This is a genomic window from Halobacillus sp. Cin3 (genome assembly GCF_947311855.1).
Lineage (GTDB): Bacteria > Bacillota > Bacilli > Bacillales > Halobacillaceae > Halobacillus > Halobacillus kuroshimensis.
This window is the reverse complement of the sequence record NZ_CAMZMV010000001.1, coordinates 577,129-589,026: the sequence shown is the minus strand read 5'-3', so window position 1 is coordinate 589,026 and position 11,898 is coordinate 577,129. Positions and strand designations below refer to the sequence as shown.

Genomic DNA, 11,898 nt, shown 5'->3' with positions numbered 1-11,898 from the left:
TTGTCAGGACGTGTACTTTTCCACTCAATCCAGAACATTTTCCATGATCTGCTTATCCTTATAGACGACTTCCTTCAACGAACTGTAGGATTCATGTTGATCCAGGACGTCTTCTTCAATCATTTCGGCTGCATCTTTTCTTGCTGTTTCAAGCGCGCGGTAATCGTGTACCATATCCCCGACTTTAAATTCAGGTAATCCGCTCTGTTTTTTTCCAAAGAAGTCCCCCGGCCCCCGGAGTTTCAAGTCCTGCTCAGATAATTCGAAGCCATCGTTCGTCTCCGTCATGATCCGCATGCGTTCTTTACCGACATCCCCTTTCGGGTCAGCAAGAAGAATACAATAGCTCTGGTCCGATCCACGTCCGACCCTGCCCCGCAGCTGGTGCAGCTGGGAAAGGCCGAAGCGCTGCGCATCATAGATCACCATCATCGTCGCATTGGGAACGTTCACACCCACTTCAACCACCGTAGTGGAGACCAGGATATTCAGATGATTATCAGCGAATTCCTTCATCACTTCTTCTTTTTCATCATTATGAAGTCGTCCATGCATCAGCCCGACAGAAATGTCCGGCTCAAAAACGCTGCTGAGCTGATGATACAGATCAATGGCATTCTGAATATCCAGCTGATCAGATTCTTCAATAAGCGGGCAGATGACGTAAGCCTGGTGTCCCTGATCGATTTCCTTCTTGATGAAATTCAAGACCCGGTCGGTCATTTCCCCTTTCACCCAGTACGTCTCTACAGGCTTACGCCCCGCCGGCATTTCATCAATGACACTGACATCCATATCACCAAAAGCCGTAATGGCCAGCGTCCGCGGGATAGGTGTGGCCGTCATGAACAATACGTCGGGAGAAAGACCTTTGTCCCTCAAGGTACGCCGCTGTTCTACACCGAAGCGGTGCTGTTCATCTACAATGACAAAGCCGAGATGACTGAATAGGACTTCATCTTGAATGAGCGCATGTGTTCCTACAAGAATATCAATCTCCTCCGCTTTGACTGCTTCGAGGATTTCCTGGCGTTTCTTCCCTTTAATAGAACCTGTCAGAAGCTCCACTCTTGCCCGCCCTTCAAACATGGCCGACAAGGACTGATAATGCTGTTCCGCCAGAATTTCCGTCGGAACCATCAATGCCCCCTGGTAGCCAGCGGTGATGGAAGCATAGAGAGCAATCGCCGCAACGGCGGTTTTCCCTGAGCCTACGTCCCCCTGAAGAAGGCGGTTCATACGGTGGGGACGTTTCATATCCTTCAAAATTTCCGCAAGCGAACGCTTCTGTGCCCCAGTCAGTTCAAAGGGCAGGGACTGGACAAAACCGGTCAGCTTCTGATTATCATACCTTTGAACAATGCCCTGTGTCGATTCACGGTTATGCTTACGCAGCAGCTGCATTTTCAGCTGGAAAATTAAAAACTCCTCATATACGAACCGGCGCTTGGCATGTTTGAGCATCACCCGGTTTTCTGGATAATGCATCTGCTGCAGGGCTTCCCGGCGGGGCGGGAGTTTATAAGCAAGAGCAAGATCCTCAGGAAGGATTTCCTTAACCGATCCTCCATACTCCCCGAAGGCAGCCGTCATCACTTTCCGGAGAGTGTTCATGTTCACCCCTTCCTTTAATGTGTACACAGGCTGGATGGGAGCCTGACTTTTCGACTCCCCTTTTTTGAATTGACTAACCGTCACTTGAAGACGCTGCTGATCCCATTTTCCTGTTACTGTAACGGTGTCCCCCTGCTGCAGCTGCTTTTTCGCAAAGGCCCGGTTGAACATGACTGCCTTCACAGCAAAATGCTCCACCTGCAGGGTAAAGGTCAGCCTTGATTTCTTCCGCCCGTAATAGCTGACGACAGGTTCGGAGACAATCTCCCCTTCAATGGTCGCTTTTTCATTATGATCCAGCTCCGTCAACGGCTTCACTTCATAGGAATCATAACGATGTGGAAAATAAAACAAAAGATCCTCCACTGTAAACAGTCCCAGTTCATTTAAATGGGACTGCAGTTTTTCTCCAACTCCTTTGATTTCACTAATGGGTTGCTGCAGCACATCATTCACTCTTTCTTTAAAGATATTCCGTACACTTTTGCTTCGAGTTCGCGTCCGGTCGGTGTCGCAGCCAGTCCACCCTGGGCAGTTTCCCTGAAAGCTGACGGCATCCGCTGTCCTACTTTATACATGGCATCGATGACTTCATCACATGGAATTCTGCTCTTCACACCGGCAAGGGCCATATCTGCCGCCACGACAGCGTTGGAGGCCCCCATGGCATTTCGTTTCACGCACGGGACTTCGACAAGCCCGGCAACAGGATCACAGATTAATCCAAGCATATTTTTCAAAGTAATCGCCATGGCTTCGGCAGACTGGGAAGGCGTACCTCCTGCCATTTCCACAATAGCCGCGGCAGCCATTCCAGCAGCAGATCCGACTTCTGCCTGACATCCACCTGCAGCCCCTGATATCGATGCATTATTTGCTACGACGAAACCGAAGGCCCCGGATGTGAACAAATACCGGACCATCTGCTCCCGTGTGGGGTTCAGCTGGTTTTTAACGGCAAATAAAGTACCCGGCACACACCCCGCACTACCGGCTGTCGGCGTGGCGCAGATGGTGCCCATAGCCGCATTCACTTCGTTCGTGGCCACTGCCTTACTGACAGCGTCCATCAGCAGCTGGCCGGACAAAGGCGTATGATTTTTCATGTAATCCTGTATGAGTACGGCATCCCCGCCGGTAAGTCCGCTGTGAGACTTCACACCTTTCAAGCCATCTTCCACCGCTTTTTCCATGACGTCGAGATTCCTTTCCATATGGGCAAAGACCTCTTCCCTGGAAAGCTGCTTCACTTCCATTTCCTGACGAATCATTACTTCAGAAATTTGTATCTGCTCACTTTCAGCAAGCTCTATCAGTTCTGCTACATTGCGAAACATGCGAACACTCCTTTTGTATGTCTAGTCTGAGATTTTAGCCACTTGAGTAATGTGGTCTGCGCGTTCCAATTCATTAAGTATGGAATCATCAATATTCTGGTCAACCTCAATGACCATCAAAGCCTGCTCACCCTGGGCTTTTCTGGATACTTCCATCCGGCCGATATTGATTTCATTTTTTGCAAGGACCGCTGTCGCTGATGCAATAGCCCCGTAACGGTCATTATGAATAAGGAGGATAGCCGGGTGGCTCCCCGATAACCGGAGTTCAAAGCCATTCAATTCCGTAATTTCAGCTTTGCCTCCTCCAATGGATATGCCGACAAGCTCCAGTTCCCCGTCTTCATCGCCGATCTTAACACGGGCGGTGTTTGGATGATCTGTATGGGCATCCTCTTCGTGAAAACGGATTTTCATGCCCGAAGCTCTGGCTGTTTCAAGGGAAGTGCTTATCCTTTCATCATAGGTTTCATAGTCCAGGAGACCACCAATAATAGCTACATCCGTTCCATGCCCCTTGTAGGTTTTAGCGAATGACCCGTAGAGGTGGATATGCGCATACTTCGGCTCCCTTCCGAATAAATGGCGGGCAGCCCTCCCGATGCGGGCCGCTCCTGCAGTATGCGAGCTGGAAGGCCCGATCATAACAGGTCCGATGATGTCAAACACAGATCTAAACTTCATTAAGATCCCTTTCCTTTCTATATAAACCTGAACAGGTAAGTGTTGAAAACGCTTACTACATTCTAACATTCCTCTATCATCTTATCACATTCCACTTTATACTTCCTTCCTTTTCGTGTCCTCCATATTTTGACTGGTTGATTGTTTCCTTATGAGAGAGTAGAATAGTAGATTGTGGGTTACTCGGTAACCGGGCGGGAGAGGGATAATTTCATATGAGGGATTGAAATGCTCAATCAGCAACATCAACAGGCGGGCTGGAAAAAAGAAGGACTGGCAGGTTTGATCGGTTATTTCACAACGGTATATATCGTAGCCGTCAACAGTCAGATTCTGGAGAGTGCGGGACTGCCGCTTGAGAGCGGTATGGTCGCTACCATTCTCGCCAGCGCGTTAGGCTGCTTGATCATGGCTTTTTATGCGAATGCACCGATGGTTCTCATCCCGGGGATGGGTGTCAATGCGTTGTTCGCCTACTCGATTGTCGAAGGAACCGGTATGTCCTTTCAGGAAGGACTCGCTGTCGTGACGATGGCTTCCATCATTTTTCTGATCACTGCTTTCACAAAGCTCGGTGACTGGCTGAAACATGCCATTCCCGCTTCTTTGAAGCATGCTATCACCGTCGGGCTCGGGCTTTTCCTGACGCTGATCGGACTTGAAAAGGGAGGTCTCGTTGTCAAGGGGGAACATTCCCTGATCACGCTCGGCAACCCGTCATCTGCCATGGTGATTACCAGTGTCATCACCTTATTTATCGGGATTTTTCTATTTTCAAGAAACGTCCCCGGCAACTTCTTAGTAACGATGATTGCCGGGACCGTTCTGGCTCACTTCACGGGTCTGCTCGGGGAAAGTGGAAAAAGCATCGATATTCAGGAGCAGAGCTTTCTGATGCTGCCGGACTTTTCCGGAATCTTCGGGTTCGGTTTCTGGATGGCGGTTTTCCCGCTGGCGATCGTTCTCATCTTCGAGAATATGGGGCTGATCCACGGCCAGCTTTCCATGCTCAATCAGGAGGACAAATTCAAACGGTCCTATCAGGCAACGGCATTTTCCGCCTTATCCACCGGATTCCTTGGTACATCTCCGACGGTTTCTTCCGCAGAGAGTGCTGCTGTCATTGCATCCGGAGGAAAGTCAGGGAAATCGGCGCTGACCATGGCCGTTCTATTCGGTGCCACACTGTTTTTGATACCATGGATTTCCATGGTTCCATCTTCAGCTATCGCTCCGATCCTGATCATCGTTGGAGCCCTTATGGTTCAGAACATCAAGGAAATTCCATTTGATCAGCTTTCTGAATCCATGCCGGCGTTTTTAATTATCGTGATGATTCCTTTCACGTATTCCATCGCTGACGGAATGGCCTTCGGCTTTATTGCCTACCCGATTGTAAAGCTTGCCCTTGGCAGGCATCGGGAATTGTCCACCCCTGTCGTATTCATCGCCATGATCTTTCTCGTTGAATTTATCGTACGCTCGCTTGGACATTAATGATTCATTTAGTTAAAAAAAGCTTGAAGAGAACGAGGTTTCGTTCTCTTCAAGCTTTTTTATCTCCAGCGGAGTATAAGCGTAAGCCGGCAGCAGTCCACCCTACTCCCGGACGATCCAAGGGTGATCTTCAAACGGTCAGGGTTATAGGTGGTCTGAAAAGCACTTGATATATACTCACCAAGCAGGCCCTCCACTTTCTTATCATCGGATTGCTGGGCAGCCATCATGATCTGCTCGGCGTAAGACTCATCGTTGTGAATTTTTCCAACCAGTCCTTCTGCTTCTCTGATCAGGTCCTCCATCGTCATAGCGGATTCTCTGAACAATGATGCCTCCACCTCCGGATATGAAGGTGCAGGTCTTGGGTACATCGGAGTGACCGGTCTCCAGCAGCAGGGAATCCAATATCGATACACAGCCTTCCCCCTTCCCCTTCATATATATGTCATAAAAAAAGGGAAGAGAAGCGGTGACACTTCCCTCCCCTTTCAGTCTTCAATTGGAATGGACTCCAGCGGCCCCCGCTTTTGAAAGACAACCTTTAAGACACCGTTATGAAAAGCAGCCCGGCTGCTGTTCGTATCCGCTTCAAATGGCAGTTCCACGGTTTGTTCTCTACTCTTCAAAAAATGCGTTCGTCTGTAATAATCACGAACTTCATCGTTCACTTCGCGCATCTGCTGTTGTTCAATAAGAATGCGGAGCTGCCGGCCGGAACGGTCGATACGGATTTGATTCTCCTGCACATCCGGGAGAACGGCCTCCACTACAATTTCTCCGTTGGATTCATAGATGTCAACTGAAAATGAACTTCCTTGGAATAATGGTTCCACCGCTTGTAGGGACTGATCAAAAAACGAGTCCACGGCCCGAACCAGATCCAGAAACGTATGCTCAAAAAAACCGGGGAGCTGACTCTTTTTATCATCCATGCTGCTACACCTCTCTGCCTGTCGTTTCCCCTACAAGATATGCAGAGACAGCCGGCAGGTGACACCTGTTTAGGAGGTGTGGAACTCTGTGCCTGACGAAACGGCCGTCACATAACCGGCTCGAATGACGAAATCCCCGAACTTTTCACCTTCTGAACGGGTAAGCGCAAATTCCTTAAACATTTGTCTTAACTCGAGAAGAATTTCTTCTTCACCGATGTTTTCTTTATAGATTTTATTCAATCGATCTCCTGCAAATCCAGCCCCTAAATACATGTTGTATTTCCCCGGTGCTTTGCCAATGAATCCAATTTCACCAAGAGCCGGTCGGGAGCATCCGTTGGGGCAGCCCGACATCCGGATAATGATTTCTTCATCTGAGAGCCCGTATTCATCTAGAATATCTTCCAGTTTATCCACGAGGGACGGGAGGTATCTCTCAGACTCTGCCATCGCAAGTCCACAGGTCGGAAGAGCGACACACGCCATGGAATTTCTCCTCAGCGCTGAATTCTGCCTGCCATCGGTCAGTCCGTACTCATCGATGACCGCTGATATCTCATCTTTTTTTGCATCTGTCACACCTGCTATGCTCACGTTCTGGTTCGGAGTTAACCTGAAGTCGCCATCGTGTATACCGGCAATTTTTCTTAGTCCGGCCTTTAACTGGTATTCTTTTTCATCTTTAATCCGGCCGTTTTGGATAAAAAAGGTGTGATGCCAGGTGCCGTCCGCGGCTTTAATCCAGCCATAGCGGTCTCCATTATGGTCGAAGTGGTATTCTCTGGCTTCTTCAAGTTCCCAGCCGAGTCGGTTTTCAAGTTCTTCACGGATCCAATCCAACCCCAGACGGTCAACCGTATATTTAAACCGGGCGTTTTTTCGATTGGACCGGTTCCCATAATCACGCTGGATCGTGACTACTTTTTCAGCCGTTTCTACAATTTTATCCGCTGGACAGAAGCCGATAACACGTGATAGCTGCGGATACGTATTCTCATCTCCATGGGTCATCCCCATTCCCCCACCGACGGCAATATTGAAGCCGGCGAGTTGATCATCTTCCACAACAGCTATGAAGCCCAGATCCTGTGAAAAGACATCTACATCGTTGGAAGGAGGCACGGCCACCCCGATTTTGAATTTCCGGGGGAGATATACAGGACCATATATCGGTTCTTCTTCCCTGCCGTCCGCCACTTTCTCTTCGTCCAGCCAGATCTCATGGTAAGCCCTCGTTCTAGGCAGAAGATGCTCACTAACTTTCTTCGACCACTCATACACTTCCTTATGAACATTGGACTGGTCCGGGTATACATTACACATGACATTCCGGTTCACATCTCCGCAGGCAGCAATGGAATCCATGAGTGCTTGATCCATGCGTTGGATGCTTTTTTTCATGTTCCATTTCAATATGCCATGCATTTGAAAGGTCTGCCTAGTCGTCAATTTCAATGTTCCATTTCCATGTTGGTCCGAAAGCTCATCCATTGTCAGCCATTGTTCGGGGGTGGCTACACCGCCCGGAAGCCTGACACGCACCATAAATTGATAGGCAGGTTCAAGCTTCTGCTTTTTTCGTTCATTCCGGATATCACGATCATCCTGCATATAGCTTCCATGAAACTTCAATAGCTTTGTTTGATCATCCGGGATGCTGGCTGTAATAGGATCTTGAAAACTCTCTACAAGGGACCCGCGCAGGAGACGGCTGTCCTCCTTGATTTTTTCCATTACATCCGGAGGGCCCTGTGTCTGATGAGAGGGTTGTTCGGATTTTGTCATGGTTCGACCTCTCCTTTCCGTTGCTTCCATATCAATAATAGTTAATACACGTCTCTCTGGTAGCGCTTCTGCTGTCTAAGTTCTGCCACATAGCTTTCTGCTTCTTCCTCGGTCCTTCCGGATTCTTTCTGAACGATGGATACGAGGGCCTGATGGACATCTTTGGCCATATGCTTTTCATCCCCACATACATAGAGATGAGCCCCTGCTTCCATCCATTCAAAAAGCTCCCTGCTACGCTCTATCATTCGGTGTTGTACATAGACTTTTTCTTCGTTATCCCTTGAAAAGGCGACATCCATCCTGGATAAAACGCCGTCCTTGAGCCAGCGCTGCCATTCCGTTTGGTAAAGGAAATCCGTCGTGAAATGCTGTTCTCCAAAGAACAGCCAGGCATTTCCTTCAGATCCAAGCTCCTCTCTCTCTTCAAGGAACGCACGGTATGGGGCGATTCCAGTTCCAGCACCGATCATAACGACAGGAGCAGAGTCATCTTCCGGCAGCTTGAAATTGGAGTTTTTCTGGACAAATACATCTACGTTTCCACCAGGCTCCATCCGCTCTGCACACTGGCCTGAACAAACACCAAGCCGGTTCCTTCCGTGACTCTCATACCGCACAGTGCCGATAGTCAAGTGAACTTCGTCCGGGTTCGCTTTCCTGCTGCTCGCTATAGAGTACAGACGAGGCGGGATTTTGCGAAGTTGCTGCACCAATTCTTCTGCTCCAAGGTTCCATGGACCAAAGTCTGTGAGAACATCAAGAAGATCTCGACCGTCCATATACGTTTGAAGCGCCTCTTTGGATGCAAGGATTTCCTGCAGTTTTTCATTACTGGTGAAGGCTCCCAGCTTTTCGAGCAGCGGTTTAGTAAGCACAGTGATCTCGAAGTGGGACAGCAGGGCTTCCCGTAATGCACGGACCTCTCCGTCTTTATTAAGGGTAACCGAAAGCTCAGGATCCCACTGCATCAGAGTAATTAATTGATCGACCAGCTTCTCATCATTAAGCGGGTAGATCCCAAGACTGTCCCCAGGCTCATATTCCAGGTTGGAGTCTTCCAGATCCAGTTCTAGATGGCGTGTCTCTTTATTGGAACCGCGGCCGTTCAAGTTGATATTTTCCAGCACTTCCGCCGGAAACGGATTTTTCTTCGTATACACTGGTCCGGCTGATGGCGGATTGAGAGCGGCCTGCACCTTTTTACCTTCTTCAGCTGTTTCCAGAGAATTGATGATTTTATTGATCCAGTCTTCCGCCTCATCTTCATAATCGAGGTCACAATCCACACGTTCTACGATCCGTTCTGCTCCAAGCTCTTCCAAACGTTTATCAAAGTCTTTACCTGTCTGACAATAAAATTCGTACGAGCTGTCCCCAAGGGCAAGCACGCTGTAGCGGACGTCATCCAGTTTTGGTGCACGCTTGCTGTAAAGAAATTCATAAAAGGAAAGCGCATTATCCGGAGGGTCGCCGTCTCCATGGGTACTGGTAATGATCAATAGATCTTCTTCCTTTTTTAAGGACTTCGGTTTGTATCGGTCCATATCTTCGACAGAAACCTGCAGGCCGTTTTCCTTCAACCTGCCTGAAAACTCTTCCGCAAGCGCCTGGCAGTTCCCAGTGTGTGATCCATATAAAAGGGTGACGTGTCTTGTTTCCACCGCCGGCGCTCCTGCTTCTGTTTCCTGTATTGCTCCACTTCCACTGTCTGCCCCTGCGGCCAGATAGCCGCTGAGCCAGATTTTCTGCTGCTCATTCAATGTTGGAAGCAGCTGGTTCAGTAAATCCGTCTGCTCTTTATTAAACGGACTGTTGATTACTTGTAACGACAATTCTGTCACCTCCATAGTCAAAAATGAGCGGCCGTGTGCGCGCCCTCCCGGTAATAACGCTCCAACGCTACAATCATAGCGCCCATTTTCGCTTTTTCAGGCTGCAGGACATAGGAAATCCCCTGCTCTTCCAAAGCGGCTGCCGTTACCTTTCCGACAGCTGTAGCGAGAACACTTCGGTTAAAGGCGTCGATGACCGGCTGCTGCTCTTTCGAAAACAGCTGTTTTACCTGGGTTTTACTGGTGAAAACGACCGCATCAAGGTTTCCCTTTGTAATTTCGCTGCGCAGCCTTCCTAAAATAACGGGATCCGGTGGCAGGAATGAGTAGGGCTTTGATAAATAAACATCGTATCCCATTTCCTCCAAACTGTCTTTTAAGGCAGCATCATCCAGATTATAGGCTTGTAAATACACACTTTTTCCAGATTTTCCGGTATCTTTCTCCATATAGGACAACAGCTTTGCCATCGTCCCGTCTTCAGCCATCCATTCATAAGCAAGGTTTTGTTCTTTCAACCAGTCTGCGGTTTTCTGACCACGGATGAGCAGGGTTTCATCAGATAATTTCTTTATAAATGAACGGCGGTGACCAATGCCTGCAGCTGCATCTTCCAATGTTCTTGCTCCTATACCTGTCGTTAACAGGACGTAGCCAAATCTCTTCTTCAGAAAATGAAGCACATCTCTTCGTGCCGTTTCCTGATTGTATTGATGAGAGCCCTGAATGGGAAAACCGGCGGAGCGGCCATCCATATTACGAATCAGCCTGGCAATTTCATCCGCTCTCCGATCGGCTGCCACACCTATCTTTTTACCGGCCAGTCCTTTCACAGTCATCCGCCTCCTTCTCCTTATGTATTTCCTCCAACAATGACTGTTGATTAACCCTGGATTGACAGGCTTCTTTCAATCCCTCCTCCAGATAAAAACGCCTCCGGTCAGATGAAAAGCCGGCATGGCGAAGTTCATTCCTCAACGCGAACAAAAAATCCACGTAACTCCCGTAATCCTCGGGAAACTGCTCTTCAAACCTCTGTTTGATCTCCGCTGTCAATTTAGGGCTGGCCCCGTTCGTTGTGATAGATACAGAGAGTCTTCCTCTCTTCATATGGGCAGGAAAATGAACATTGCCGCCTCCATTGTCCGCACGGTTGAGCAGCGGAACGTCTCCTGACTCAGCTGCTGCCTGTTCATTAACCTCAGGCTGATCAGCAGCCGTTATGAGCAGAAAAGCACCGGAAGCGTCACCTTGGAAATAAGTCTTCTGCTTCCACTCAAATACCCCCTGCTCCCATAACTGCCGAAGGGCTTCGGTCAATTCAGGACTGATCACCGTCATTTCCGGGCCCTCTGACAAGAGAGATCTCAAACGCTTCTCTGCTACTCTGCCACCTCCGACAATAACGACCTTCTTTTTGTGTAAATCGATGGATAAAGGTTTCACAGGCCGGTCACTCCATTCTGGTAAGTTTATTGAGCGCTTCGTTCACCCTCAGCTGAAGCGCATGCTCCATGGCCTGATGATCCTCCAGATGATGGGCAGCCGCCGCTGAAAACCCGAGTTGGACAGCTTTTGCGACTTCCGCTTCAATCTCTTCCATCAATACACCTGTGAACCAAAGGTACGGCAGCACAATGGTGTGCTCATAAGACACCGTCGACCGGTGGAAAGCCTCTGGAAAACGCGGGGAAAGAGCCGCGAGGTAACATACCTCCACGTGAGAGTAGTTGATTTCCTCCTTCAGCAGCTTCGCAATCTTTTCGACAGCTTCTGGTGTATCCGGGTGACGGCTTCCTCTTCCGACCAAGAGGATATTCGTTCCCTTTTGAACCGGTATATCCGTTCCATGTAAACGTTCGGCGAGCGCTTTTATAATCGATGGCTGCACCCCCAGAGGCTCTCCATAGGAAAACGTCAGGTCGGGGTAAAGGACGGAGATTTGGTCAATCTCTTCAGGAATATCTTTGTAATAATGACCGGCACTCAAAAGCAGAACCGGCTGTACAACGATGTTGGATGCTCCCCTTTCCACAAGGCGCCGCACCCCTTCTGATATATCGGGTTCAGCGAGTTCCAAATAACAAATTTCATAAGGCAGATCATGTGCACCGGCTGTACGGTGTAAAAAGTCCTCTGCCTGTCTGGTGGCTGCTTTTCTTCTGCTTCCGTGACTTACATACAGGACAGCTTCCATCCTCACCCTCC

Annotated in this window: 11 protein-coding genes; 1 reads left to right on the top strand and 10 read right to left on the bottom strand. The window is 49.0% G+C overall.

Annotation, left to right across the window (positions count from 1 at the left end):
* Positions 1 to 24: 24 nt before the first annotated feature.
* From recG to sdaAB, 3 genes are read right to left on the bottom strand one after another with little or no spacing between them, the layout of a single operon-like run.
* Positions 25 to 2,061: an ATP-dependent DNA helicase RecG gene (recG, locus tag QMA39_RS03235; protein ID WP_027954171.1), complete on the bottom strand. Its 2,037-nt coding sequence runs from the start codon at positions 2,059 to 2,061 to the stop codon at positions 25 to 27.
* Between the two features lie 5 nt (positions 2,062 to 2,066).
* Positions 2,067 to 2,951: an L-serine ammonia-lyase, iron-sulfur-dependent, subunit alpha gene (sdaAA, locus tag QMA39_RS03230; protein ID WP_027954170.1), complete on the bottom strand. Its 885-nt coding sequence runs from the start codon at positions 2,949 to 2,951 to the stop codon at positions 2,067 to 2,069.
* Positions 2,952 to 2,972: 21 nt separating this feature from the next.
* Positions 2,973 to 3,635 carry an L-serine ammonia-lyase, iron-sulfur-dependent subunit beta gene (gene sdaAB, locus QMA39_RS03225; RefSeq protein WP_027954169.1) on the bottom strand — a complete coding sequence of 221 codons (663 nt, stop codon included), beginning with the start codon at positions 3,633 to 3,635 and terminating at the stop codon, positions 2,973 to 2,975.
* A 228-nt stretch (positions 3,636 to 3,863) separates the two neighbouring features.
* On the opposite strand from sdaAB, the gene QMA39_RS03220 reads away from it, so the two are divergent.
* Entirely contained in the window at positions 3,864 to 5,132 is a 1,269-nt protein-coding gene (locus QMA39_RS03220) for an NCS2 family permease (RefSeq protein WP_027954168.1), read from the top strand.
* Between the two features lie 59 nt (positions 5,133 to 5,191).
* On the opposite strand, the gene QMA39_RS03215 is transcribed toward QMA39_RS03220, so the two are convergent.
* The 7 genes from QMA39_RS03215 to QMA39_RS03185 all read right to left on the bottom strand — a co-directional run bounded on the left by QMA39_RS03215 (position 5,192) and on the right by QMA39_RS03185 (position 11,887).
* The gene (locus QMA39_RS03215; protein WP_206932536.1) at positions 5,192 to 5,551 is read right to left on the bottom strand and encodes a hypothetical protein; all 360 of its coding nucleotides are present in this window, start codon (positions 5,549 to 5,551) and stop codon (positions 5,192 to 5,194) included.
* Positions 5,552 to 5,623: 72 nt separating this feature from the next.
* A complete protein-coding gene (locus tag QMA39_RS03210; RefSeq protein WP_027954166.1) occupies positions 5,624 to 6,067 on the bottom strand; it encodes an Hsp20/alpha crystallin family protein in 444 nt (147 codons plus the stop codon).
* A gap of 69 nt (positions 6,068 to 6,136) precedes the next feature.
* Positions 6,137 to 7,855, bottom strand: coding sequence for an assimilatory sulfite reductase (NADPH) hemoprotein subunit (cysI, locus tag QMA39_RS03205; RefSeq protein WP_281657980.1), 1,719 nt, complete (start codon positions 7,853 to 7,855; stop codon positions 6,137 to 6,139).
* A gap of 41 nt (positions 7,856 to 7,896) precedes the next feature.
* Complete coding sequence (locus QMA39_RS03200; RefSeq protein ID WP_281657979.1) at positions 7,897 to 9,690, bottom strand: assimilatory sulfite reductase (NADPH) flavoprotein subunit; 1,794 nt, start codon at positions 9,688 to 9,690, stop codon at positions 7,897 to 7,899.
* A 17-nt stretch (positions 9,691 to 9,707) separates the two neighbouring features.
* Positions 9,708 to 10,529 carry a uroporphyrinogen-III synthase gene (locus tag QMA39_RS03195; RefSeq protein WP_281657978.1) on the bottom strand — a complete coding sequence of 274 codons (822 nt, stop codon included), beginning with the start codon at positions 10,527 to 10,529 and terminating at the stop codon, positions 9,708 to 9,710.
* Positions 10,504 to 11,136, bottom strand: coding sequence for an NAD(P)-dependent oxidoreductase (locus QMA39_RS03190; RefSeq protein ID WP_206932529.1), 633 nt, complete (start codon positions 11,134 to 11,136; stop codon positions 10,504 to 10,506). Before QMA39_RS03190 ends, QMA39_RS03195 begins: the two co-directional genes overlap by 26 nt.
* A gap of 7 nt (positions 11,137 to 11,143) precedes the next feature.
* Entirely contained in the window at positions 11,144 to 11,887 is a 744-nt protein-coding gene (locus QMA39_RS03185) for a sirohydrochlorin chelatase (RefSeq protein WP_281657977.1), read from the bottom strand.
* Positions 11,888 to 11,898: the final 11 nt, after the last annotated feature.